Raw genomic sequence first — 26,917 nt, 5'->3', positions numbered from 1 at the left:
GATGGCGGGATGGTGTCGAAGCAACGTCCCGCCAGCACCCGCCATCAGGGCTTGCGCACCGTGACCGCGCTTCCGTCATAGACGATTGCGCTTTTCCCATTTTCCGCGAAGTCGACTGGCCGGGACGTGCCCTTGTCATAAAACCGGACGGAAATGGCACGCTTGGAGGTCATGCCGCCATGACCGCCTTCGCGCTTGCCGATGGTCAGTTCGCCCTTAGCCTCGTTCCACTGGATGGGAATGCGCGTATATTCGCCGCGCTTATACCCTTCGCTGGTGCCATCATCTTCATAGAGCGAGAAACTGCCGTCAGCGCCGGTGAATATGTGCAGCACGATGGGACCATCGGGCTCTTCGCGGGTATATTCGATCTCTGGCCCGGTGGGCACGATCGAACCGGAGCGCACGAACAGCGGCATGCGTTCATAGGGCGCTTCAGCACTGATTTCCTGACCGCCCTTGTAATAGGCGCCGCTGTTGAAATCATACCAGTCGGCACCGGCTGGCAGATAAACCTTGCGGCTGCGGGCCTTGAACTCCGTCACCGGCGCCACCAGGAACGCACCGCCGAACATATATTCGTCGTTGATGTTGCGGGCCTTGAGGTCGGCAGGGAAATCCATGACCAGGCCGCGCATGATCGTGCCGTCCTTCTGCCATGTATCGCCCGCCAGCGTGTAGATATAGGGCATCAGCCGGTACCGCAGCTTCAGATACCATTCCATCGAAGAGTACATGGGCGAGCCGGCGGGCGCGATTTCGTATATCTCGCGCTTGGGGGCTTCGCCGTGGCTGCGGAACAGCGGCGTAAAGGCGCCGAACTGGAACCATCGCAGATTGAGCTCCCGCCATTCGTCAATATGGGCGGGATCCTGCTTGGTATAGCGATCCTCCAGCGCGAAACCGCCTATATCGTGCGTCCAGTTGGGAATGCCCGACATCGACAGATTGACGCCCGCGGATATCTGGTCCCTGAGGTCGTCCCAGCGCGATGCGACGTCGCCGGACCAGACCGCTGTTCCAGCACGCTGGATGCCCCCGAAGCCGGACCTGGACAGAATGAACGGACGCACATTGGGTTTCGAGATCAACTGCCGCTGATAGACGCCTTCGCTATGCACCAGCGGGAAGCTGTTGAAGAGCGCTGCCCCCGGTCCTTTCGCAGTCGGGCTCATGCGGTAGGCGCGTTCCTCGATCGAAAGGTTCGAGTGGAAATCCGGCTCGTCCGCGTCGAGCCACCAGGCATCGAAGCCCAGATCGCCCAGATTTTCGCGGATTTGCCGCCAGTAAATGTCCTGCGCCTTGGGATTATAGGGATCGTAAAAGGCGTTAGCGTAACCCGGCCCGACCCAGTCGCGGTACATTTTCGATATATATTTCGGATCCTTTGATTCGCCGGGCCGCTGCTCGACCATGCGGCGGTAGATGCCGCCGATCTTGTCGAGTTCCTTGTAATTGTCCGTCGTCGGATAGAATTTCGGCCAGACCGAAATCATGATCCGCGCGTTGAGCGCATGGACCTCATCCACCATGCCCTTGGCATCGGCAAAGCGCGTCTTGTCGAAACAATGGCAACCCCAATTAGGATCCTCCCAATAGCGCCAGTCCAGGACGATATTGTCGAGCGGCAGGTTGCGGCGGCGGAACTCGCGCACGACGTCCAGCAGTTGATCCTGCGTTTCGTAGCGCTGGCGGCTCTGCCAGAAGCCATAGGCCCATTCCGGCAGCATCGCAGACTTGCCGGTGAGCTTGCGATAGCCAGCGATCGCGCCGTCCATGTCCTTGGCCGCGGTCACAAAATAATCGACCGCCTGTCCCAGTTCGGACGTAAAGGAGAGCGAGTAACGATCCGCATCGGGGATCGGATCATTGTGGACGAGCGCGATATAACCCGCATTGGGCTCCCATTCGACCCGGATGTCGGCGGCCTTGCCCGCCGTCAGCGGCACGTCGAAATTATGATACCAGGGGTTCCAGTTCTGGCGCCAGCGTTCCAGCACCTCCTTCCCGTTGACGAACACCTTTACATAGCTCGACGAATAGAGGCGGAAGCGGTGGAGGCCGCTCTTGCCGGGCGTGACCTTGCCGGACCAGATCACCCGCTGCGTCTGGACCGCGTTGCCGGCGGTGTTCTGCCCCGCGGTCGAGGCGACGGTCTGCGCCTTGGCGGCTTCGGGCCAGCGCATATTGTCGCGGATATACTGGTAATTGATGACCTTCTCGCTCTGCGTGACGGCCAGCCTGTCGCCCAGATAATATTGGGCGGTCCAGCCGGGCTTGCCATCGGTGCCCACGATCTTCAGGCCGTCGCCTTCGCTGCCTGCCAGGGCGTAGGACTTGGGGTTGCCGAAACGGGTGATCGAATTATTGTTCCAGAGCAGGCCATAGTTGCGCGTCGAAACGACGAATGGAACCGCAATGTCCATATTGTGCTGGGCAAGTTCGACGTCCTCGCCACGATAGTTCATCTGCCCGTTCTGGTGCTGGCCAAGGCCGTAAAAGCCTTCGTCCGTCCCCCGGTTGAACTGCTGGCGAACGGCGAGAAACTTCTGCCCCTCGACCGTCTTGGGCTCGAATGCGGCGCGGGACGATTCACTCAGAATGGCCTTGCCGCTACCGTCCAGAAAGCTGACCTGACCGCTGGTCAGATTGACGCGCGCGGTCGCCGAAGGGAGCTTGAGCGTAACCGTGCCTCTGTCCTCGCTGACCACAGGGTTGCCGTCCGGCTTGGCCGTGACCATCACACCATCGGACACGGCCTCGAAATTCTCGTTAGGAATAGCGGTGACGCGAAAAGCCTCATCGCCGAACGCAAGAATACGGACCCGCTTGGCGGGGCCCTTGTCGGGCGATACGATGATGCCGTGATCGACCTTCTGGAAACTGCCCGCGAGTGCGGCGGTGCTCGACGTCGCAAGCAGCGCGCAAAGGGCGAGGCGGGAAAGCGTTTTCATTATCCTGCTCCGGTTCTTCAATTGGGATTCCCGACGGGGATAGGCGGCGTGCCCTTGTAGGTTGCGAGGGTGACACGAAGGACTTGCTCGCGGTCTGTGAAATTCAGGCCATAGTCGGTGGAATCGCCGTTCCACACGCGACGGAAAACCCATTTGCCCTTGTCGAAATAGCCTTCCTCCACGCGCAGCGTCATCATCGATTCAAGCGGCGCGGGCTTGGCGAGGCCGAAATAGACGCGGGAGTGGAAACCGGTGACAAGGAATTCATTCTCGCCCAGTTGCGCCACCGCCACGCCGCCCGAAGGCTGCGGATTGCCGGTGGGCTTGTCGGTGCCGAACTGCCACTGACCGAAGGTGACGGTCATATTATATTTGCCCATGGCGATATGCTGGGTGTGCTCGGCCTTGGGATCGGTAGGCTCTGCGACGCCCCAGGTCTTGCCCTGAGCCGCCCAGGCAGCCCATTCCCGCTGCATCGGCCCAAACAGGCGATAATTGCGCGCAAAGGGTTCGATCGTCTCGTCGTCTAGCTTTTTCGCGCCCAACGGGAAATTTTGATAGCCCGTATAATCCATGCCGAAGGGTGCGAAACCGATCGCCCCCTTGCCTACGGTCGGGAAGAAGAAGCGGGCGAAGTCCTTGTCATTGCCGGTTTCCGGCACGAACAGTGCATTGTCGGGCCGGTCATAAAAGTTGAGATACGCCATATAGTCGGCATGATCGCGCGCGTAGATGTCCGGCGCTACGATATCGATCGCCGGAGCGGCGGCCTTGTAGACATCAATGACATGATGCACCGGCCCGCCGCTGGCATAGGTCATCGCCGGCTGGCGGCCAGAAGCTGCGGCCAGCGCAGCGTTCATATACATGGGCAGCGCTTTCACCGCCTTGCCTGCGGCGGCGATCTCGCTGGTATAGCTGGCGATCGACCAGGCATGGAAATATTCGTCTGCATCCGCGCCGAACACATTGCGCCATGTGCCGGGCTTTTTCTTCATCTGCTTGACCAGCGGCGCGGGAACCGGTCCGTCAAACAGCTTCTGAGCGACAGGCGAGAAGTCGCGCACGCTACCATAGCTGCCTGCTTCATTTTCCGGCTGCACCATGATCACGGTGTTTTGCGGGTCGTTCTGCTTGAGATATTCCATCAGCTTGACGAAGGCGCGCTTGTCCGCCTCCAACGTCGTGCGATAGTGCGGCGAGAGCGCGTAATGCACCTCTCCCTTGGCGTTAATCATGCGCGGAAAGCGTTTCTGGTTCAGCTTCACCCATGAAGGCGCGTAGCTGGGCGCCGTGTTCTTCCATGTGCCGAACCACAACAGCACCAGTCGCACATTATGCTCGCGTGCCTGGGGCAACAGGGCGTCGAGGAAGGAGAAATCGAATTTGCCCTCTTCCGGTTCGATCTGTTCCCAGCCGACAGGCACTTCGACCGTATTGGCATGCATTTTTTCGATCGCAGGCCACACTTCGGGCAGCATGGCGGGATAGTTGGCGCTGTTGTTGACTTGCGCGCCCAGCATCAGGAAAGGCGCACCGTCTACGATCAGCGCATGCTGGCCGTTGCGGCTTTCCAGGCGCGGCAGCGCATTGCCCTCGGCGGCCATCGCAGCGACCGGCACGCATGTGGCGGCAATCGGCAGCAGCCAGCTGGTCCATCGGCGCATGGGAAATCTCCGTTCCATGATCTTACGGCTGTGACGGGCAGACGCCGCCAGGCGCTTGGGTGGCAAGTTCGATTTCGGAGAAGGAAATCGTCAGGGGACCGGCAGAAGACAGCGTCCACACAGGCTGGAGATGCGCCATGTCGGCCCCCCTTTCAGCGAAGCATTTCAGCGGAATCCGAACCGTGCGCCAGCCCGCCCCGGCCTTGAAGATCTCATCCGCATTCACCATGCCCTGACCCATGCCCAGCTTGATGCTGCCGCCCGCGGGGGTGTCGACGCGATAGGTCATCTTGAGCATCATTTCCGCGCTGGATTCAAAACGAAGGTCGACGCCCTCGCCGTCGATGCTTGCCTTGGCCATGGCACCCGCGTTCCAGCTGAGCTGAATCGCGCCCTCCTGCCGACTGGCGGAATCGACCGGACGCTGGGTAATGCCGGCGCCCAGAGCGAGCGAGAAGGGCGCATGCACCCGACCGTCCGCGAAATAGCGGCTCTTGTTGGCAGGCGTCGCGTCGATGCCTGCCACTTCACTTAGCTGACCGACCTTGCCAGGCGCCGCATAGCTGAGGCCATGGTTCAGCGGGAACAGCGGATCATAGCCTGCCTGTCCCTTGTTCAGCGTGAACTGCGCGGCGGTCTTGGGCCAGCTGTAGGACAGTCGACCGGTGAAATCAGCCCTCGGCTTGCCCTTGGCATCGCCGATCAGCACGTCCGCAATGCCGCCGCCTTCGCTGCCAGGCAGCCAGGCCGCGACGAAGGCGTCGGACTGGTTCAGTTCGGGATTGACCCATAGCGGCCGCCCGGACAGGAACACCGACACCACCGGGATACCCGCCGATTTCAGCTTCTTGAGCAGCGCTAGCGATTGTTTGTCGCCCGCCTCGAACTCCAGGCTGCGTAGGTCGCCCAGGCCCTCGGCATAGGGCTTTTCGCCGAACACGACGATGGCAAGGTCGGGTTTTTGAGTGAAGCTTCCGTCAACGCTCAGGGTTGCGCTGCCGCCACCGGCCTTCATCGCTTCGGCAATGCCCGCATAGATGGACTGCGCGTTGGGGAAATCGGCGTTCGTATTGCCATCACCCTGCCACGACAGCGACCAGCCGCCCGATTGCTGCGAAATATCGTCTGCCGCGCTGCCTGCGACCATGATGCGGGCAGAAGCCTTGACCGGCAAAACGCCGTCATTCTTGAGCAGGACCAGCGATTTGCGCACCGCCTCGCGAGCGATCGCCCGATGCGCGGGCGAACCGATGACATCGGTACGCGCTTCATAGGGGCGCGCAGGATCGAACAATCCGGACTTGAACTTCACGCGCAGGATACGGCGCACCGCATCGTCCACCCGCGTCATGGGGATCACGCCATCACGGACCTGCTTGACCGTGGTTTCGAACAGACCCTTCCAACTGTCCGGAGCCATCGCCATGTCCAGACCGGCATTGAAGGATTGCGGGCAATCCGTCGCGGTGCAGCCTGGCACTTGCGCATGGCCGTTCCAGTCGCCGATGATGAACCCGTCAAAACCCATGCGCTGTTTCAGCACGTCGGTCAGCAGGCTTTTGTTGCCATGCATCTTGACGCCCTGCCAACTGTTGAAACTGGCCATGATCGTGCGGGTCCCGGCCTTGATCGCGGGTGGATAGCCAACGGAATGAATGGCGATCAATTCGCTTTCAGGAATATCGGTATTGCCCTGATCCACCCCGTTCAGGGTGCCGCCGTCGCCCAGAAAATGCTTGGCGCTCGCGGACACATAGCCGTTTTGAAGCTTGCCCTTCCCCGGCGCGCCCTGAAGCCCCTCAATCATCTTGGCGGAGTAAGCGCGGACAAGCGCCGGATCTTCCGAATAGCCTTCATAGGTCCGCCCCCAACGATCGTTCTGGGGGACCGCCAGCGTCGGAGCAAAGGCCCAATCCATGCCGGCGGCAGCGGTTTCCCGGGCGGTGGCTTCACCGATTCGGCGAATCAGGTCAGGGTCATGTGCGGCGCCAAGAGCGCTGTTATGCGGAAACAAGGTGGCACCGACGACATTATTATTGCCATGCACCGCATCGATCCCGAACATGATCGGAATGGGCTCATGCCCCGGCCGCTTTTCCATCGCGATCGCGTTGAATGCCTGGGCGGTCTTGATCCACGGTCCGGCCGCCGAACGGTCCGGCGCGTTGATCGGCGGCGAACTGCCACCCGCCAGGATCGAACCTAGCGGATATCGACGCAGATCCTCGGGCTTTATCGATGCCGTGTCAGCCTGGATCATCTGCCCCACCTTTTCCTCGAGCGACATGCGCTTCAACAGGGTGGTGATGCGGGATTCGGTTTTTGCGTCGATCAGACCCTGGCTCTTGGCCTGGGGCCAAAGTGCCGGGTGGGCTTTACCCGGCTCGGCTGACTGCGCACCGGCGGACGCCGCCCAAAGCGCAAGACTCGCCGCGGACAAGGAGACGCCAAGCAAGGCGGTTTGCGCACGATTCAATAGCATTTCACTCACTCTCCCTTGAGCGCCATTCTGCAATTCTTATTACTCATACTTATTAAATGATAGCGCTATCAAGTAAAAATCTGGATTTGCCGCTTCTGTCCGACCTGGATCAGGCCCCATCAGATGGATTTGTGCGGCGTGTTTCGTCCCGACAACCGCTCGGAGCGGATACCGTGCGCAGCGCATTGGGTATGGATGAAGCTCTGGTCGGCAAACAATGTCCGTGCAGCTTTTGGCCCAACGGCTTACGATCGCTTCACTTTTTCGCTGATCCGGACTGCGGCGCCTCCCCTGAGTGGACTTCTTGATTATCGAATGATACCGATACCATTAATGGCGTCCGGGTCAACGACCTATACGATTGCCCTCATATCCTTCGCCATCACAGGCCTTGTTCAGAGAAAAAAGCCCGCGAAGTGGGTTTGGGGAGATAATTATCGCTATGTCCTGCAGCATCGGCAACGTCATCGCCCGGCATCTCAAGCTTCTGCTGTCGATTTTTCTCGGTCTTTCTGGCTTGTTGGCAATGGACGAAGCCTTGGCGACGGAGCGCGGAAGGACGCCAATTGACGCCGTCTGGTCCTTCCTGCGCGCAGATGCGCCCGACGCTGCGTCGCCAGATTTTGACGATTCAGGCTGGTCGCGGGTAACCCTGCCCCACAGCTTCAATGGCAGCGATGGCGATGATGGCGGCAGCTATTATCGGGGTCCGGCCTGGTATCGCACGAATGTAGTGATGCCGATAAAGGCGTCCGATCGCCGTTACTTCCTGGAATTTGACGGCGCTGCGCTGGCCACCGACCTATGGGTCAACGGTCACCGGATCGGTCGGCACGAAGGCGGCTATGCCCGCTTCCGTTTCGATGTCACCGATGCGTTGCAGGCTGGCCGCAACAGCGTCGCCGTCCGCGTGGATAGCACCCGCCTGCCCGATATCGCTCCGCTGGGTGGGGATTTCACGGTTTTCGGGGGGCTATACCGCCGCGTCTGGCTGGTATCGGCCGATGCGCTGCATTTCGACATGAAGGATAGCGGCGGTCCCGGCGTCTATGTCTCCACACCCGACGTAACCGCGGGCGCCGCCCGGATTCGCGCGCGGTTGCGGCTGGCCAATGATATGAAGGCCGACGCAGGCGTGCGCTTTCATATAAGCCTGCACGATGCCGATGGCCGCGAAGTCGCGCGTGCGGAAGACCGGACCCGCTTGCGATCGGGCCGCACGAGCGAGGTGACAGCAGACATGGCGCTGTCAAACCCGCACCTCTGGAACGGCATCGCCGATCCCTATCTCTACACGGTCGTGGCGACCCTGTCCGACGCCAGGGGCAAGGTCCGCGACCGTATCGAACTGCCGCTCGGCATCCGCTCGATCGAGGTGACCGCCGACAAGGGGCTGTTGCTGAACGGCAAGCCCTATCGCCTCCATGGCTTGAACTATTTCCACGCCCAGCGGCCCGGCCGGGGAACAGCCGTCACTGACGAGGAAATATCCGATGACATGCAGATCATCGCCGATATGGGCGCGACCGCGGTCAGGTTCGTGCATTACCAACACCCTCAGCGCGCCTATGAAGAGGCCGATCGCCGGGGCTTGCTGGTGTGGACGGAAATTCCCCTGAACGGCGTGATCGATACGGGCGAATCTTTCGAACGCAATGTGGTTCAGCAGATGCGCGAACTGATCGCTCAGAATGCCCAACATCCGTCCATCGCAGTCTGGGGGCTTGGCAACGAAGTTTATGAAGTGAGCGACGATGTGCTGCGCCTGCTGCGCGCTGCGCAGGCGACGGCGCAAGCCGCCGATCCGTCGCGTCCGACCAGCTATGCGCATTGCTGCCAGAATGACGACAACCCCAAGGCGCTCGTCGCCGACCTCAGCGCCTTCAACCGCTATTTCGGCTGGTATCCCGACCAGAAGGGCTCACTGGGCGAATGGGCGCGGAAATTCCATGCCGCTTTCCCCGACCGTCCTTTTGCAATTGGCGAATATGGCGCGGGTGGCGGTATTCGTGCGCAGGAAAGCGACCCCGCCCCACCTGTCACGACCAGCGCCTGGCATCCCGAACAATATCAGGCGCTTTCCCATGAACAGAGCTGGCGCGGAATCCGGGATCTTCCCTATCTGTGGGGCTCCTTCATCTGGGTCGCCTTCGATCTGGCCTCCGATGGGCGAAGCGAAGGGGATCGTAGCGGCATCAATGACAAGGGGTTGGTGACATATGACCGCGCGGTCAAAAAGGACGCCTATTACTGGTATCAGGCAAACTGGTCCGACCGACCGATGCTGCACCTGACCGAACGCCGCCACAGCTACCGGACGCGGGATCGGGTGACCGTCCGCGCGTACAGCAATCAGCCGTCGGTTCGCCTGACCGTGAATGGTCGATCCTATCCCGAAGTCCCCGTGGTCGATCATGTGGCGACCTGGACCGACGTGGCCATGACGCCGGGAAGCAACCGGATCGCTCTGTCGTCGGGTGACCTGCGGGACGAGGCCCTCTGGACCTATGACCCTAACGCCCCGCTCCCCAATCTGCCGGTCGGGAATGTCGATCCTCCGGCCAGGCAATGATGGCGGGCGGCGGCCGGATCGCCGCATGGCACGGCGAACGGTCCGCATCTGCGAGGATGGGAAATCATACCCGCGGATAATCGTACCAAATGACAGGAAGGCCGCCATGCTGACTGAGCATGGCGGCCTATTTTGTTGCGTCGGAATGGTTCAGGAAACGGGCCTGATGTGGATGGCAGCACCGCCCCCAGCGCTCATCTGGACCGACAGCGTATCGCCGCTGGTGACCTGCCGCGTCGTGCGATCCACCATGTTGGGCGAGGCGCCGTCCTGCCAGACCGTCGCTTCAAAACGTCCCGATCCCAGCAGGGAGAGCGGAATGTCGACGCGCCGCGCGGTTCCGTTCGTCATGGCCCCGATATACCAATCCCTCCCCTTGCGCCGGGCGAGGACGATATGGCTTTCCGGCGTGCCTTCGATGAAGCGGGTTTCGTCCCACGCGGTCGGCACTTGCTTGATGAAATCGAAGCCGCTGGCATTCACATAGGCTTCGGGCGCATCCGACACCATTTGCAGCGGACTGTCATAGACCACATACATTGCCAGCGCCTGGCCGCGACTGTGCTGCGATGTCGGCATGGAGCCGTCGCGCGGTCCTGGCGCTGTTGCGCCATTGCGGAACCCGCCCGGCGTGTAGTCCATCGGACCCAGCAGCATGCGCGTATAAGCGAGCCTCACATTATGGGCCGGGTTTACGCGGCCCCAGGCGAACTTGTCATGTTCCGCACCCATCACGCCCTCTTGCGTGATATAATTTGGATAGGTGCGCTGAAGTCCCGAAGGCGGGAATGCGCCGTGCATGTCTAGCAGCATATGTCGCTTCGCCGTGGCCTCCGCGACCCGCACATAGAAATCGACCATCTCCTGATCGTCGCGGTCCATGAAATCGACCTTGATGCCCTTGATCCCCCAGCGCTGATAGAGGTCGAGCGCCTCGTCGAGCCGCGCATCGAGGGGGAGCCAGTGCACCCACAGCAGCAGGTCTACGCCCTTGCCCCGCGCATATTGCACAAGGGCAGGAATATCGATGCCCGCCTCCGCGCGGGTGATGTCATTTTCAGGATGGGGCCACAGATCGCAACACTGGCCGGTCTTATAGGCCCAACCGGCGTCGATCAAAAAATAGGGAAAGCCCGATTGCGCGGCGAAATCAATGAAATGCCGATAGCGATCCATGGTAGGGGGCGGTGTTTCCATCGGGCCCGACCACCAGTCCCACGCCGCCTTGCCCGGCTTGACCCAGGAAAAATCTCCACTGGCCTGTTGCGACAGATTGCCCACGATCGGGGAGGCGATCAGGTCGCCTGCGCGGTCGCCCGCCATGATGACACGCCAGGCGCTGTGCAGGCCGTCAGGCGATTGCACCGCCACATAGGGGCGTCCCTTGCGCGGGAACAGGCGAACGTCGAGGCCGCCTGCGACCGGCTTCAGAGCAAAGCCGGCATAGCCGCCTATGCCGGCCTGGGTAAGCGCGAAATGCGTCTTGCCCGATGCGGACGCACAAAGCATGGGAAGATCGTAGAGCTTCGAGCGATCCAGCGCGGACACCGCCTTCAATTGCCACGGCCGTTCGTGCGAGCCTGTCAGTTCCGAGACTTCGCATTGCGGATCGCCGACCAGGCGGAACCCGGTTTCCTCACCGGCAATTTCCACAGGCTTGCCGCCGGGCAAGACATAACGGAAGGCCACCCCTTCATTATAGGCGCGCGCTTCGATCGACAGCGTCCGGCCGCCTGCCGCACGTTCGCGAAAGCGAATGACCGCACCATTATAATGATCCCTGGCCTCGCTCGCTTTCGTGGCGACGAGGGGAATGGTGCGGTCCACCCGTTGCTTCGCGACATCGACGAGCGTCAGCGGCCCAAAGTCCGGTTCATTGGCGATGTCCAGGCCCAGCGGCGCGTCCTTGACGATCATCTCGCCCTTGCGCGTCACCGAATAGCTTTTGCCATCCGGTGATACGCTGATGGCAATGCTATGATCGGGCGACAGGATGGCGACGGGCGCTGCTGCCGCCAGTAGAAGGGGAATCATCACGATTGTCCTTTGGTGGAGCTCAGGCTGGCGTGTCGCACCAGTTAGCGAATGGGCCTGATGTGGATGGCAGCACCGCCCCCAGCGCTCATCTGGACCGACAGCGTATCGCCGCTGGTAACCTGCCGCGTCGTGCGCGCCACATCGTTGGCCGAAGCACCATCCTGCCAGAGCGTCGCTTCAAAGCGACCGGCCCCCAACAAAGACAGCGGGATTTCGACGCGCCGCGCAGTTTCGTTGGTCATGGCTCCGATATACCAGTCCTTCGCCTTGCGACGGGCAAGGACAATATGGCTCTCCGGCGTGCCATCGATGAAGCGCGTTTCGTCCCAGGCAGTCGGCACCTGCTCGATGAAATCGAAGCCGCTGGCGTTTGCATAGGCTTCCGGCTTGTCCGACACCATCTGGAGCGGGCTGTCATACACCACATATTGGGCCAGCGCCTGTCCGCGCGTATGCAGCGTCGTCGGCATGGACCCATCGCCCGGTCCTGCGGCCTTCGCGCCGTTGCGGAACCCGCCAGGCGTGTAATCCATCGGCCCCAGCAGCATCCGCGTGTAGGCCAGCTTCACATTATGGGTTGGCGTTATGCGACCCCAGCCGAACTTGTTCCATTCAGCGCCCATCACGCCTTCCTGCGTGATATAGTTGGGATAGGTGCGCTGAAGCCCCGAAGGCGGGAAGGCGCCGTGCATGTTGAGCAGCAAATGCCGCTTTGCCGTCGCTTCCGCCGCGCGCACATAGAAAGCGACCATCTCCTGGTCGTCGCGCTCCATGAAATCGACCTTCACGCCCTTGACCCCCCAGCGCTGGTAGAGGTCGAGCGCCTGCTCCATGCGGGAATTGAGATGCGCCCAATGCACCCACAGCAGCAGGTCCACGCCCTTGCTCCTGGCATATTGCACCAGAGCGGGGATATCGATGCCGGGTTCGGCGCGGGTGATGTCGGTATCCGGGTTCGGTTCGACCCCGCAGCACTCGCCCGAATTATAGGCCCAGCCAGCATCGACCATGAAATATTGAAAGCCCGATTGCGCCGCGAAATCGATGAAGCGGCGATACCGATCCATGCTCGGCTTTTCCGACGTCGACGGACCGGACCACCAGTCCCACGCCGCCTTGCCCGGCTTTACCCAGGAAAAGTCACCAGTGGCCTGCCGCGACAGATTGCCGATGATGGGGGAGGCGATCAGGTCGCCTGCACGGTCGCCGGCCATGATGACGCGCCACGCGCTATGAAGACCATCAGCAGAGCGGACAGCCACATTCGGGCGATCCTTGGGCGAAAACAGATGAACGTCTAACCCGCCCTCGACCGGCTGCAACGCCGAGCTTGCATAGCCTGCAATCCCCGACTGGGCGAAAGCGAAATGGGTCCGTCCGGTGGATGAGGCGCAGACCATGGGCAGGTCATAAAGCTTGGCCCGATCAAGCGCCGCGATCGTCATCGAATTCCATGGCAACTCGTGCGAACTGGCAAATTCGGTCACCTCGCAGCGCGTGTCGCCAGCCAGGCGAAAGCCGGTTTTTTCGCCAGCGATGGCAACCGGCTTGCCGCCGGGCACGACGTAACGGAAGGCGACACCCTCATTATAGGCGCGCGCCTCGATCGACATGGTCCGCCCGCTGCCGCCCTTTTCGCGAAAACGGATGACAGCGCCGTTATAATGATCCCTGGCTTCGCTCGCCTTCGTGGCGGTTAGCGGAATGGTGCGATTGACCGCCTGCTTACTGGCATCGACGAACTTGAGGTTGGAGAATTGCGACTCATTCGCCATCTCTAGGCCCAGCGGCGCATTGCGGATGATGATTTCACCCTTGCGAGTCACCGAATAGCTTTTGCCGTCGGGGGCGACGCTGATGACGATGCTCTTGTCGGGCGACGCTACGGCCACCGGCGCAGTCGCGGCTGCCAGCAAAATGGGGATCACGTCCGTCTTCCTTTCCTTATTCGTTTATCACTGCCGCCGCGGGATATTGACTTGCGCCGACGCGGTTTCGGGCATGTCCTTCTCTCCCCCTGGCGCGCACCATTCCGTCGGAACATTGCGCAACGATTTTGATCTAGCTGGCGGTCAGGGCGACCTTGGGTGCCGGAAGGCCCGGCACATCCACACGGAAACTGAAAAGGTCGCCCGCACCAGGCTGCTGCGCACGTTGGGCCGCCGACAAACCCTTGTGCGCCGTCGTTGCATAGGCCGTGCAAAGATCCGCACCGCCGAACGCGATCTTCGTCACATTGGCCACGGGGAAGCTGACGGTGTCCAGCAATTCTCCTGTCGGGGCATAGCGATGGGCTTTCCATCCACCGAAAAGGCCGATCCAGATGCAGCCTTCGGAATCGACGGACGGCCCGTCGGGATACCCTTGTGCGGGGTCGATGGTGACAAGACGGCGTTGAGAAATAGGCAAGCCGTCATCGCCCAGCGTACAGGCGTAGATGGATCCACCCAGCGTATCCACATGATAGAGGGTGCTGCCGTCAGGGGACAATGCAGGGCCGTTCGTGATCGCGCAGGGCGCGATGGTCGTGGCGACGACTTTCCCGTCAGCGAAGCGGTAAACGCGGCCCGTCGCCCGCGTCTCGCCATCATCCATGCTGCCGAACCAGATGGCGCCAAAACGATCGATGACTGCGTCGTTCAGCCGGTTGCCGGGCTCGGACGCTTCTGGCGCGGCGAGCAATTCAAAGCTGCCACTTGCCGGATCGAACATATGGATGCCGCTTTGCAGGCCCGCCACCATCCGTCCGCTGTCGGTCGGAAAAATCCAGCCGGGCTGGGCAGGGGCATTCCAGCTTTCGAGCCGATCCGTCCCCGGATCGAAACAATGGATTTTTTGTTCCTTGATATCGACGAACCAGAGCTTGCCTTCACCCTCGGACCAATAGGGTCCTTCGCCCAGCGTCGCGCCGACCTTGCAAGCCTGTTCGACAGGGCCAGGCATCAACGCCAGCCCGCGTCGACAAAATATTCATGGCCCGTGCACATGCGCGCATCGTCAGAGGCAAGGAACAGGGCGAGCGCGGCGACATCATCGGGCTGGATTCGATCCTTGAGGCACTGGGCTGCAACGATCTCCTTTTCGCCCTCCGGCGTGTACCATTGCATCTGGCGCGGAGTCTGGACATTGCCGGGAACGATCGTGTTGACGCGGATATTGTCCGGCCCAAGATCGCGCGCCAGTGCGCGGGTCAAACCCTCGATCCCCGCCTTGGCGGTCTGGTAGAGTACAAGGTCGGCCAGCGCGAGATGCCAGCTGATCGAACCAAGGTTGATGATGGCCCCGCCACCCGAACGCCGCATTCCCGGAACAACCGCCTGCGCCGCGAAGAACTGGTGTCGCAGGTTCACGGCAATGCGGTCGTCCCAATATTCGGGGGTAACATCGTCAATGCTGTGGCGGTCGTCATTGGCAGCGTTGTTGACCAGAATGTCGATTGCGCCCTGTTCCCGTTCAACATCAGCAATCGTCTGCCGGATCGCTTCGATGTCGCGCAGGTCGCAGTAGCGGTACAGGGGGGCGTGCGCCACGTCGCCGCTCAGCCGTTCGACAAGATCGTGTGAAGGGGAATCGAGAATGTCGATGAACAAGACCCTGGTACCTTGACGGGCAAAGGCTTCCACCAGCGCCTCTCCGATACCGGCGCCGCCGCCGGTCACAAGCACATGCTTGTCCGTCAGGCTGGGATAGACAGCGCGCACAGCTGTCGGGGTCTTGAGCTTCAACAATGATGGTCTCCGGCAGAAACGGGGAATTGGATTGGACGGGCCGGGCGCATGTCAGGCATGGTCCTGCATGACATGCGGCTGCAACAACCCACGGCCAGCAAGGTTAGCCATCAACGTGGCGATACCCGTCGTCCAGGGCGGCGCGCTCTTCGACGTCGTGACGCGATTGACCAGGGTACCGAGGCGCTCGGAGGAAATACGCACGACGTCGCCGGTCCTGTGGGTAAAACCGCGGCCGGGCACGTCGCGGTCCTGCGTCGGCGCGAACAATGTGCCGAGCATCAGCGCGAAGCCGTCGGGATATTGATGTTCGCTAAGCGCCTGACGGACGAGTTCTTCGGGATCGCGGCTGATTTCGCACATGGAAGAAACACCGGCCAGATGATAGCCGTCGCTGCCCGTGATCGTCAGTTCCACCACCGCATCGCGCACATCATCCATCGTAAAGTCCTGATCGAACAACCGGATGAACGGACCAAGCGAGCATGACGCATTATTGTCCTTTGCCTTGCCCAGAAGCAGCGCGCTGCGTCCCTCGAAATCGCGCAGGTTGACATCGTTACCCAGCGTCGCGCCCATGATACGCCCGCGCGGATCGACGATCAGGACGATTTCAGGTTCTGGATTGTTCCATGATGAATCCGAACGCACGCCGATGTCATCACCCCAACCGACGGTCGAAAGGACGGGAGCCTTCGTGAAAATTTCCGAATCCGGGCCGATCGCGACTTCCAGATATTGCGACCAGAGGCCCTCATCCGCCAATGCGGTCTTGAGCGCAGCCGCCTCTGCCGAGCCCGGTACGACGGAACGGATGCTACCCCCGATCCGGTCTTCCAGCTTGGCGCGCACCGCCGCTGCGGCATCGGCGTCGCCACGGGCCCGTTCTTCGATCACCCGCTCCACCGCCGAGACGGCGAAGGTCACACCTGCGGCCTTCACGCATTGCAGATCGACGGGCGAAAGGATTTTCAAGCCGGGCAGCAAGTCGTCAAGCGCGCCCAGATGGTCGCCCGTTGCGGCGGCGGGATCAGGCATGGCCAGCAGCGCGGAGACGGTCGGTGCCGTGGTCGCCACATCATAGACCTGGCCATCGCGGATGAGGATCGGTGACGGTCCCGCAACTGTCGCAATTCGCCCGACAAATACCGCCGACCGCCAGTCGGCGCACAGCAAATCTGCCGCTGTGGAAGCGTCCTTCACCTACTGTTCCTCCCGCTAGACATTATGATAACGCTACCATTTCCTGTGTGTACGTCTTTTGTCAAGAGAATTTCAATTTCGGCCTTGGACAGGCCGATCCGTTCAGCATCATCGGTGCGGCCTGACGGTGCGTTGGATTCATCGATGCCGGTTCGCTTCGGCCGGTTCCCGCGCAGCCCCCGGATCGGCCATCAAGAGCCGAAGCTTCGGCGCCGCCAGCGGGATGCTCAGCATCGTGCTGGCAATTGCCATCAAAAGCAGGGCGGTAAAGCTTTCCGGCGAAATGATCTGCCGGTCCAACAGGATGTTGGCGAAGATGATCATGATCAGCGCCTTGGTCTGGAGCAGCCAGCCGATAAGAGTGGCTTCGCCCTTGCGCCATTTCAGGACGCGGCCCGCGCACCACAAACCCAGCAGCTTGCCGCCAACGGAAGCGATCAGCAGCAGCGCCGCCGCGCCGAAAACGGCGATGCCCCCGACGTCCCACTGCGTCTTCAACCCCGTGCTGAGGAAAAAGACCGGCATGACCGCCAGCAGGACATGATCGCGGAAGAGGTCCATTCGTTCCCGATCGAACCATTCCGCATCGAGCACGGCGCCGGCCAGGAAAGCCCCGACCATGAAATGCAGTCCGCACCAATCCGCCGCGAACCCGCAGGCGGCGAGCCAGACAAGCGCGCCATACCAGCGATCGCGCTCAGCCAGTCGCGGGACCACCCGACGAACCAGCCATGCCGCAGCAACGAAGGCCATGATGAACATCGCTTGCCGACCGATGCGATCCCAGTCGAGAAGGATCAGCGCCAGCACGCCCCAGATAGCGATATCATCCAGGCTGGCATAGCGCAGGATCCGCTGGCCCAGGGGCTCTCTCAAAATTGCGAGCTTTTCCAGAAACAGGACGAGGATAGGAAGCGCCGTCACCGCACAAGCCATGCCGATGCCGAGCACAACCTGCCAATCTTCGCCAAGTGGGCCGCGCCAACCGTCGTCAAGCGCCAGCAGCACCAAGGCTGCCACGCATCCCAACACAAGCGGTACCATCAGCGCCAGGCCGGACGTCACACCCGTTTCATAACGATGCCGCCACGCATGTCTCAAATCTAGCTCAAGGCCGGCAATCCATACGAATATCATCACCCCCCACCAGGCAATGCCGTTCAACGCCGCTACCACTTCGGGCCGAAATACGAAGCTGTAATAATCAGGGAAGGCCGCACCGATGACACCGGGGCCAAGCACCACACCGCCGATGATCTGCATGACGACCAAGGGCACATAATAGTCGATACAGGCGATGCGCCAGACGAGATAGGGGATCGAGAAAATGATCAGCAACGCGATGAGAAAGACCTCCGTCGTGGACATGGTTCCGTGCATGCGTGCTGCCCCTCCCAGGACGCCGGTCAACAGGGAGTCCCACGGATCGGCGCGCCAATCGCCCGTCCTCGACTCGGTGTTTATTTCTCGTACAAAATGTCAGGCAAAATGCATCAGTTTTTTGCTGTGGTAAGGGATCGAGATGACGTGAAAGGATGCTGCATGATCCACATACTTCGTCGAGAGCTTTGACCAGGGGATCATAAAGCCTTGGCGGGGATCAGGGTGCTGACTCAAACTCGTCTGGCCATGTTCAATCCTGTCCAGCTACAAATTCATTTTGTGCGCCAGTTCGTCCAAATTGCGCCGTAATGTCGGAGTTATCATCCAACTATGGAGGAGTCGAATGGTCGGTGGTAATCATCGGGATGTCATAGTCGCCCTCTTCCGAAGGAGCTGATGCCTGCCACATGGGTGAGCAAAGTGAATTGGGACATCGCGCTGCGCAGGCCAGCGGGGGTATCAGTGATTGGCGACCGCGACCGGCTGGACCAGCCCCCCCGGCTTGGCGGCTTCATTTTCCACCAGCAGCGTCACAATCCGTTCGCCATTCCCCGGTGGTAGCGGAATGGCCAGCGCAGCCTCGTCATATCCCGGTTTGGTCGCGACCTGCCTGCCGTCCAGCCAGATTTCCGCGCGACCGATGATCCCGCCGAATTTCAGCGTGCCGCCACGCGCCTGCACCCTGCGGCGCGGCGTGAAGCTTGTGCGCAGCACGATCCAGCGCTTGTCTTCCGGGGCGGCCTGAAGCTCGCCCGCGCCCAGCCAAAGCCAGCTGTTCATGTCGGTTTCGGCAGGCTTCATGTTCGGATCAGGCTTTTCGGGGAAAGTGGGCGACTGGCGCCAGCCCTCTATCACCTGCACCGACGCCGTCGGCGGAACCTGAGCGCGTGGGGTCGCTGGAAGGCGGCCTATGCTAGTCCGCGCTGGGCGCAGACCTGGCGCGTTCACCGTCACCACCAGTGGCCCCGCGCCCGCCTGCGTCTGCACGATCAGCTGCGCCAGCCCGTTGAACAGACGGCGGCTCTTACCCTTTTCCGCCTCATGACTGTTGGGATCACCATTGCCGTGCCCGATAATCTCCCCGCCCGAAATCGTGAAGCTGACCGCCAGGTTCGCGGTGGCGACGTGGCGTCCCTTGGCATCGATCGCGTCGATCGTGATCGGCTGCACGTCCTCGCCGTCGCCGGCCATCAGCATCCGGTCTGGCGTCACGCGCAATGCCACGGGCGCACCTGTCGTCTCCACCACCGCGCGCGTGACCTCCCGCCCGCCGCGATAGCCGATCGCCTCGATCCGCCCCGGCGCATAGGGCACTTGCCAGCGCGGCATCTCGAACCGATCGACGTCCTGCTCGCCTATAGTCTTGCCGTTAAGGACGAGCCGCACCCGATCCATATTGGTCAGCACCATTACCGTGACAGGCTGTCCCTCGCGCCCCGGCCAGTTCCAGTGCGGCACGATGTCGATCAGCGGCTGGTCGTCCACCCATTGCGCGCGATGGAGCAGGAAAGCCGTCTTGGGAAAGCCGCACAGATCCATGATCCCGAAGAAACTCGACGCCGACGGCCATTCATAGGGGGAGGGCTCGCCGCGATAGTCGAACCCGGTCCACACAAACGCGCCCGCGACGAAGGGGCGGGTGGCGATCGCCTTCCACGCCTCGCGATGCGTGTTGCCCCAGCTTGACTGCACATCGTCATAGGAAGCAAAGATATGCGCCGCCGGGTCGCTTTCATAGGCGCCGCGCGTCATGAAGGCGCTAGTATCCTCCGAACTGATCATTGGCAGGTGCGGATTGGCGGCATGGAACCGGTCATATTCGCCGGGCTGGTAGTTGAACCCCACCACATCGACCGCCTGACTGACATTTTTCGGCGCATAGAGGCCCGCGTTCATTGCCGCCGTGACGGGCCGGCTGTCGTCCAGCGCCTTCACCTCGGCGACCATGCGGCGGACCATTTCGTAGCCCGCTTCGCTGCCCTGCATCGGTTCTTCGTTGAACACCGACCAGATGAAGACGCTCGGCCGGTTGCGGTCGCGCCGGATCAGCCAGCGGAGTTGCTCGATATAGTCAGGGCTGGTGTTGAAATTGCGATTCTCGTCCATGACGAGCATCCCCAGCCGGTCGCACGCATCGAGCAGCTCGGTCGGCGGCGCGTTGTGCGAGCAGCGAATCGCGTTCGACCCCATCGCCTTCAGCCGCCCAATCCGCCATTCCCACAGCGCATCGGGAACGGCGACGCCCACGCCCGCATGATCCTGATGATTGCAAGTGCCCTTGATCTTGAGCGGCTCCCCGTTGAGGAAAAAGCCCCTGTCGGCGTCAAAGTGGAAGGTGCGAAAGCCGATGCGCAGGGTGCGCCGGTCGTCCGGCTGACCCTCGCGCGTCAGACGGGCGCGCAGCGTGTAGAGGTTGGGCGCATCGGCGGACCAGAGCTTGGGATCTGGTACCGCCAGAGCAAAATGGGCTTCCCGCCTGGCCAGGGGCGGCACCGTCACCCCGGTGCTTCCCCTGTCTCTTATACACATCTAGATGTGTATAAGAGACAGGTGTAGAGGTTGGGCGCATCGACGGACCAGAGCCTGGGATCTGGTACCGCCAGATCAAACTGGGCTTCCCGCCTGGCCAGTGGCGGCACCGTCACCCCGGTGCTTCCCTGTGCGACCACGCGGCCTCCGGCGTCGGTCAGTTCGACCGAGACAGTCGCATTTGCCTCTGCCTTCAATATGTTGCCCAGCGTCGCCGTGACGGGCACGCTCCAGCGACCGTCCGGCCCCAGCCGTGGATCGGCATGAATGCCATCGGTCTCGATATAGACGGGCGGACGCTTCGCCAGCCACACATGGCGATAGATGCCCGCGCCTTCATACCACCAGCCTTCCATCTTTTCCGCATCGACGCGCACGACGATGGTATTCAGATGATCGCCAAAGCGCGCGGTGGGAGTCAGGTCGAGATAGAGGGAATTATAGCCGCTCCAGTTATGCGCGATGACCGAACCGTTGAACCAGATCGTGGCGTTGGTCGCGATCGCGGCGAACTGCAACTCGATATATTTGCCCCGGTCCTCCGGCTCCAGCCGCAGGGTGCGCCGATACCAGGCATAGCCGCGTCGACGGTATCCCTGCGACGGGTTGGCGTCTCTGTCGAACGGCATAGCCACCGCCCAATCATGCGGCAGGTCGACATTCGGCCAGTCCGAATCGTCGAAATTGGTTGCCGCCGCGCCTTGCGCCTGCCCTGCCTTGGCGTTGGAATAGCTCCAGCCATGGCCTTTGATCTCAGGAGCGGGGATGTCGCCCTGATGGAATTGCCAGGCGCGATCCAGCAGCAGGCGTCCCGGCTCATCAGGCTCCGGACGGGGGGGCAGGACCGTTCGTGACGCTGGCATCGGCAGGCCCGGATGCGGACCGGTCCTGACACTGGCCGCCTCGACTCCCGCCACAGGAGCCATCGCGGCGACCGATCCCGCAGCCACCATGAATTCCCTGCGTTTGAGGACAATCGGCGACTGGCTGCCCGACACGGACTTTCCTCTCAAACCTGTTATTTCCTGTCTGGCACGGCGAAGGATCAAAGCTGCTGTGGCGGGAAAATGCCGTGCCGGGCGGCGAAGGCCGCAAATAATGTGGGCCATATGGACGCGGGTTCGCTTGCCGGTAAACGCACGCCGAATCCGTGCCCGCCATGTTCGAAGACATGCAGCGCGACTGGCCGTGCCTTGGCTTGCATCGCCTGAAACAGGGCGATGCTGTTGGCTACCGGCACCGCTCCATCGTCGGCGGCATGCATCAGGAAGACCGGTGACGTGTCATCCGTGACCCGCAGTTCGACCGATCGCGCCTTGCGGGACGCTTCCGTCGGGTTCTGACCAAGCAGGGCCGCGCGCGACCCTTCATGCGTGAACGGCGCATCGACGCTGATCACCGGGTAGATGAGGCCGGCAACATCGGGCCGCGCCGAAAGGCCATCGGCGGCATCGACCGGAGCATAGACGGGCTCGGCATGGCATGTGGCGAGCGATCCTGCCAGATGACCGCCAGCCGAAAAACCAAGCACCCCCACGCGCTCCGGCATGATGCCGAACTGCTGCGCCCGCGACCGGATCAGGCGGATGGCCCGCTGCGCGTCCTGCAAGGGCACATTTTCCCGCTGCCGCCAGCCTTCGCCCGGCAGACGATACATCAGGATGAACGCGGTCACCCCTTGCGCATTGAGCCAGTCGGCCTGGCTGACCCCTTCATTGTCGTAGGACAAGAACCAGTAGCTTCCGCCTGGAACGACCAGCATCGCAGTACCGTTGGGATGTTTCGGGCGGCGCACGACCAGGAAGGGCCGATCGATCCCGCTGATCCAGCGGTCAGGTTTGGCGGGATCACGCGATTGATCCTCAACCTTGCGGGCGATCTTGTTTCCGGATGCACTGGGTGGGGAAGCGGGCCACAGGTCGATCACTTCGTCGGCGGGTGCCGAGGTCGCGTCCGTCAATGTGGTGTAAATTCGGGTGTGGCCAGCGGGCTGCATTTTCAGGCGGCCTTGGGTGTAATCTGTAGCGGCTGAACCTCCTCGATTGTTGGTGTGGTAAGGGCGGCCATGCCCTCGATTTGCATGTAGCGGTGCTGGAGCTGGTATTCGTCGTTCTGCTCAAGGAGGACGGCGCCGACGAGGCGGATGATGCTGTCCTCGTTGGGGAAGATGCCGACGACGTCGGCGCGGCGCTTCACTTCCTTGTTCAGCCTTTCCAGCGGATTGGTGCTGTGGAGTTTGACCCGGTGCTGCTCGGGGAAGGTCATGTATGCGAGGACGTCATGCTCGGCATCGTCCATGCACGCGCCCAGCTTTGGCCAGCGGGCGCGCAACTGATCAGCGACCTGNGTGCTGACGCCGGCGATCCATGCCTCCTGGATGACCGCGACCAACGCCTTCTCGACGGTCTTCCTGGGCTCCAGAAAGCCGGGAAAGTAGGCGCCGGTCCTCAACTTGGGGATCTTCAGGTTAAGCGTGCCGAGCCGGGTATCAAGGCTGCGGTCACGGTAGCCATTGCGCCAGGTCGTGCGCTCGCCGGAGCGTTCGTGCCGGCCAGCGCCAACGAGACCGTCGACATCGGCCTCCATAATGATCTGCAGCACGCTCTCGGCGATCGTGCGCAGGAAATCTCCATCTCCGGTCTTCGCCATCAGTTCAGCAAGCGGTAGTCTGTCGTCGGTCATCGGGATCAACTCCTCGGTGGGCGTGTGAAGTGTGGTAACTCCACCTTACCGATGAGCCCGGTGGCCACCGAGATCGAAATCGCATGGGGTGGGGCATGCCCCACCCCATGCGACAACCTCAATCTACACCGGAAATTACACCACGAGCGCGGACGCTAACGGTGCCGACTGCGCCAACGCCCGTACGGGCACCGTCGCCAGAGCCGCACCGGCACCTATCACCATACGTCGGGTGATCGTCATACTATCCTCTCTGTCGGGTGGCTAACGGTGATGACCGCGCCCGTCCGATCCAGCGCCCATCACATTTACGGGCGAATATATTTGTATGAGTATAACTGGATGGCAAGTTCGTCAATATGAAAGCCGACCGGTTGGCATGCATTTGGTCTCATACCGGGTCGATGATTGCACGCGCCATATCAGCGGGATGTGGCAACCCGCTCCCCACAGGCGTATGGCTAATATGCGTCAATTAAGATCCCTTGAATGCCTATGTCTCCATTATTCAACCGTCGCTCAACAGCGTGTTGCCCTCGGCCCTGCGGTTTTTGCTCTCACCTTGAACTGACGTCTCAGTCATGACATAGCCGGAAAAACTACTCATACAATTTGAGGGTCAGGATGCGGTATCGGTTACGCTTGTCTGTGGCGATTGTTGGTCTAGCGCTTGCGCTGCCAGCAGCGGCCGAAGAGGTCCATAGCGGGCTTACCGCGACCGGCGAGATCGCCAATGTCGCGATTGCGTCCTCGCCCGCCTTCCATTTCGTCCAGTTGCGCAACGGCGTTCAGTTTCAACTGAACGGAACGGTCAAGACGGTCCTTTTCTACGGGCCGGACGTCGTGCGCGTGAATGCAGGCCTTGGCCAGTCACACTGGGGCCAGCCAAGCCTGGTCGTCACCCAAGCGCCCCAGCCAGTCCGCTTTGCCGTGGCGGAAACGGACGCAACGCTGAGCCTGACTGGCGACAAGGTGCGGGTGGCGATCGACAAGCGCGACGGGGCGATCAGCTTCTTCGACGCAAAGGGCCGGCTGCTGACGCGCGAAAAAGCCGGCGCGCCGCAGTCCATCACCGCACGCACCGTCGCTGACTCACCGACCTATGAGGTCGAGAATCGCTTCACCTTGAAACCCGGCGAGGGCATCTACGGCTTCGGCTTTACCGACGATGCAGAGGTGAACCGGCGCGGCAAGGATCTGCTGCTCGTCCAGACCAATATCGGCATCATCATCCCCGTCATGCTGTCGACCGAAGGCTATGGCGTCCTATGGGACACCTATTCGCAAATGCGCTTTACCGACAATGCGCAGGGCGCGCGCTTGTGGGCCGAGGACGCGCCGGGCGGCGTCGACTATTATCTGATGGCGGGCGACAGCATGGACGATGTGGTCGGCGCCTATCGCCGGCTGACGGGTCAGGCGCCCATGTATCCCAAACAGGCGTTCGGCCTGTTCATGAGCAAGGAGCGCTACCCGACGCAAGACCGCCTGGTCGAGGTCGCCCGCACTTTTCGCAAGGAAGGCTTCCCGCTCGATTACATCGTGCAGGATTGGCAATATTGGGGCAGCGACAAGGATGGCACCTGGTCGGGCATGATCTGGAACCCGGAACGCTATCCGGACCCCGAAGGGATGACGCGGGCGATCCACGATCTCCACATGAAATTCATGATCTCGATCTGGCCGTCAGTGGGCAATGACACGGCGCTGGCGAAGGAGTTGGACCAATATGGCCTGCGCTTCGCCCCGCTGCACTGGATTTCGAAGAAGGCGCGCGTCTATGACGCCTACAGCGCCAAGGGACGCGAAATCTATTTCAAGCACATCAAATCGGGCCTGCTCGACAAGGGCGTCGACGCCCTGTGGATGGACGGAACGGAAGTGGAGACAAGCTCCGCCATGTGGGACCCCCACTCCAACGTCGTCGATACCAAGGCGCTGGGCCGCAACGCCATGGGCGATTTTTCGCGATACCTGAACCCATATACGCTGCTGACGACGCAGGGCACCTATGACGGCCAACGCGCGACAAGTGACAAGCGCGTACTGACGCTGACGCGATCCGCCTGGGCGGGCGCACAGCGGACGGCGGCGGCATCCTGGTCCGGCGATACAAAGGCAAGCTGGGATACGCTCAGGAAGCAGGTCGCGGGCGGCGTCAACGTCACCGTTACCGGCAACCCTTATTGGACGCAGGATATTGGCGGCTTTTTCGTCGATGATTTCCCCGGCGGCGAAAAGAACCCGGCCTACCGCGAACTGTTCGCGCGCTGGTTCCAATATGGCGCCTTCAATCCGTTGATGCGCGTGCACGGCACCAGCATCGAGCGGGAACCCTATATCTTCAAGGATATGGACCCGGCGATGTACAAGTCGCTGCTGGACACCGTCCATCTGCGCTACCGCCTGCTACCCTATATATACAGCCTAAGCGCCAGAGTGACGTCGGATGGCTATACGCTGATGCGACCGTTGCCGATGGACTTTGCGAACGACCCGGCAACCTACGACATCAACGACAGTTTCATGTTCGGATCGTCGCTGCTGGTCCACCCCGTCACGCGGGCCATCTATCATATCCAGCCGCCACCACCCCCGACGATCCCCGCGGCCTATCTGCGCACCGGGGACGGCAAACAGGGTTTGAACCTGCAATATTTCCAGGGTCGCAACTTCGACGCGCCCAGGGGGACCGGGCAGGTCGACGAGCGGGTCGACCATATCTGGCCGGGACCGCCGCTTGCGGAAATGCCCGCCGGACTTACCGCCCTGACCGACTTTTCGGCGCGTTGGGAAGGGGAGTTGGTCGCGCCAGAGGACGGCGAATATGAAATCGGCCTGTCGGGCGATGATGGCTATCGCCTGTTTCTGGACGGCAAAAAGGTCTTGGATGACTGGAACGACGGGCCCAATCGCTATGCTGGCGTGAACCGCGTGCTGCGCAAGGGGCAGCGCGTCCCCATCCGCATCGACTATTATCAGGGCGGGGGCGGTCGATCGCTGCGGCTGGCATGGCGCACGCCGGGCGAGCTGCGGACCATGGCGGCGACCAAGCCGGCGCAAGACCTGTCGATGACCACCTACCTGCCCAAGGGCAGCGACTGGTATGATTTCTGGACGAACCAGCGCCAGGCGGGCGGGCAAAGGGTAACGCGCGACGCACCGTTGGACGTCATTCCCTTGTACGTCCGCGCCGGGTCGATCATCCCGATGGGGCCGATCGTGCAATATGCGACCGAAAAGCCGGACGCTCCGCTGGAAATACGGGTCTATCCCGGCGCAGACGGCCGCTTCACCATCTATGAAGACGATAATGAGACCTACGCCTATGAGCATGGTCAGTCCGCCCGTTACGATTTGCACTGGAACGATGCGAAGCGGACGCTGTCCATCGGCGCACGGCAAGGCAGCTTTCCGGGCATGATCCGGCGGCGACAACTTAATATCGTCATCGTCGATCCTGCCAATGCGACGGCCATAGCCCCCGCCCGCGCTGACCGCAGCGTCACCTATGACGGGCACGCGATGACGTTGCGGTTCGGCCATTGAGGGCAACCGCACAGATCCAGGCGCCCATTCAGCAATGAAGGAGATGGGGGCGAACTCGGCTTGCGCTACGATGGCGTGGTCCACGGGGTAAAACTGGCAGAAAATGGCACTAGTCGGCTCACGCTGTCGCA

Annotated in this window: 15 protein-coding genes; 2 read left to right on the top strand and 13 right to left on the bottom strand. The window is 61.6% G+C overall.

Going from position 1 to position 26,917, the window contains the following annotated elements:
• Window positions 1–44 precede the first annotated feature (44 nt).
• The 3 genes from FE851_RS15090 to FE851_RS15080 are packed head-to-tail and all read right to left on the bottom strand — an operon-like array spanning window position 45 to window position 7,103.
• Window positions 45–2,954: a TIM-barrel domain-containing protein gene (locus FE851_RS15090; protein WP_145203665.1), complete on the bottom strand. Its 2,910-nt coding sequence runs from the start codon at window positions 2,952–2,954 to the stop codon at window positions 45–47.
• Window positions 2,955–2,971: 17 nt separating this feature from the next.
• Window positions 2,972–4,621, bottom strand: coding sequence for a DUF5597 domain-containing protein (locus FE851_RS15085; protein ID WP_222422947.1), 1,650 nt, complete (start codon window positions 4,619–4,621; stop codon window positions 2,972–2,974).
• A gap of 22 nt (window positions 4,622–4,643) precedes the next feature.
• A complete protein-coding gene (locus FE851_RS15080) occupies window positions 4,644–7,103 on the bottom strand; it encodes a glycoside hydrolase family 3 protein (RefSeq protein WP_145203658.1) in 2,460 nt (819 codons plus the stop codon).
• Between the two features lie 442 nt (window positions 7,104–7,545).
• Between FE851_RS15080 and FE851_RS15075 the strand changes: the two genes are divergently transcribed.
• Window positions 7,546–9,675 (top strand): glycoside hydrolase family 2 protein, encoded by a 2,130-nt coding sequence (locus tag FE851_RS15075; protein WP_261370951.1) that lies wholly within the window; start codon window positions 7,546–7,548, stop codon window positions 9,673–9,675.
• A gap of 150 nt (window positions 9,676–9,825) precedes the next feature.
• On the opposite strand, the gene FE851_RS15070 is transcribed toward FE851_RS15075, so the two are convergent.
• The 10 genes from FE851_RS15070 to FE851_RS15025 form a co-directional block, all read right to left on the bottom strand.
• Window positions 9,826–11,709 (bottom strand): glycoside hydrolase family 97 protein, encoded by a 1,884-nt coding sequence (locus FE851_RS15070; RefSeq protein WP_145203655.1) that lies wholly within the window; start codon window positions 11,707–11,709, stop codon window positions 9,826–9,828.
• A gap of 44 nt (window positions 11,710–11,753) precedes the next feature.
• The gene (locus FE851_RS15065) at window positions 11,754–13,640 is read right to left on the bottom strand and encodes a glycoside hydrolase family 97 protein (protein WP_186378829.1); all 1,887 of its coding nucleotides are present in this window, start codon (window positions 13,638–13,640) and stop codon (window positions 11,754–11,756) included.
• Between the two features lie 133 nt (window positions 13,641–13,773).
• Window positions 13,774–14,655 carry an SMP-30/gluconolactonase/LRE family protein gene (locus FE851_RS15060; RefSeq protein WP_145203652.1) on the bottom strand — a complete coding sequence of 294 codons (882 nt, stop codon included), beginning with the start codon at window positions 14,653–14,655 and terminating at the stop codon, window positions 13,774–13,776.
• Window positions 14,655–15,437, bottom strand: a complete 783-nt coding sequence (locus FE851_RS15055; RefSeq protein WP_145203649.1) for an SDR family NAD(P)-dependent oxidoreductase — start codon at window positions 15,435–15,437, stop codon at window positions 14,655–14,657. Before FE851_RS15055 ends, FE851_RS15060 begins: the two co-directional genes overlap by 1 nt.
• 54 nt (window positions 15,438–15,491) lie before the next feature.
• Complete coding sequence (locus FE851_RS15050; protein WP_145203646.1) at window positions 15,492–16,643, bottom strand: fumarylacetoacetate hydrolase family protein; 1,152 nt, start codon at window positions 16,641–16,643, stop codon at window positions 15,492–15,494.
• A gap of 138 nt (window positions 16,644–16,781) precedes the next feature.
• On the bottom strand, window positions 16,782–18,023 hold the full coding sequence (locus FE851_RS15045; protein WP_145203642.1) for a cation:proton antiporter: 1,242 nt from the start codon (window positions 18,021–18,023) through the stop codon (window positions 16,782–16,784).
• 462 nt (window positions 18,024–18,485) lie between these two features.
• Window positions 18,486–20,555 carry a glycoside hydrolase family 2 TIM barrel-domain containing protein gene (locus FE851_RS15040; protein ID WP_261370950.1) on the bottom strand — a complete coding sequence of 690 codons (2,070 nt, stop codon included), beginning with the start codon at window positions 20,553–20,555 and terminating at the stop codon, window positions 18,486–18,488.
• Window positions 20,546–21,568 (bottom strand): sugar-binding domain-containing protein, encoded by a 1,023-nt coding sequence (locus tag FE851_RS15035; protein ID WP_261370949.1) that lies wholly within the window; start codon window positions 21,566–21,568, stop codon window positions 20,546–20,548. The genes FE851_RS15040 and FE851_RS15035 overlap by 10 nt, the downstream gene beginning before the upstream one ends.
• Before the next feature lie 32 nt (window positions 21,569–21,600).
• Entirely contained in the window at window positions 21,601–22,551 is a 951-nt protein-coding gene (locus FE851_RS15030; protein WP_145203639.1) for an alpha/beta hydrolase, read from the bottom strand.
• A 2-nt stretch (window positions 22,552–22,553) separates the two neighbouring features.
• Window positions 22,554–23,237 carry a transposase gene (locus tag FE851_RS15025; RefSeq protein WP_145203636.1) on the bottom strand — a complete coding sequence of 228 codons (684 nt, stop codon included), beginning with the start codon at window positions 23,235–23,237 and terminating at the stop codon, window positions 22,554–22,556.
• A 648-nt stretch (window positions 23,238–23,885) separates the two neighbouring features.
• Here FE851_RS15025 and FE851_RS15020 point away from each other — a divergent pair.
• Window positions 23,886–26,786, top strand: a complete 2,901-nt coding sequence (locus tag FE851_RS15020; RefSeq protein WP_145203633.1) for a TIM-barrel domain-containing protein — start codon at window positions 23,886–23,888, stop codon at window positions 26,784–26,786.
• Window positions 26,787–26,917: the final 131 nt, after the last annotated feature.

Origin of the sequence: Sphingobium sp. B2 (genome assembly GCF_007693735.1) — a bacterium.
Taxonomy (GTDB): domain Bacteria; phylum Pseudomonadota; class Alphaproteobacteria; order Sphingomonadales; family Sphingomonadaceae; genus Sphingobium; species Sphingobium xenophagum.
This window is presented reverse-complemented; position numbering and strand designations above follow the sequence as displayed.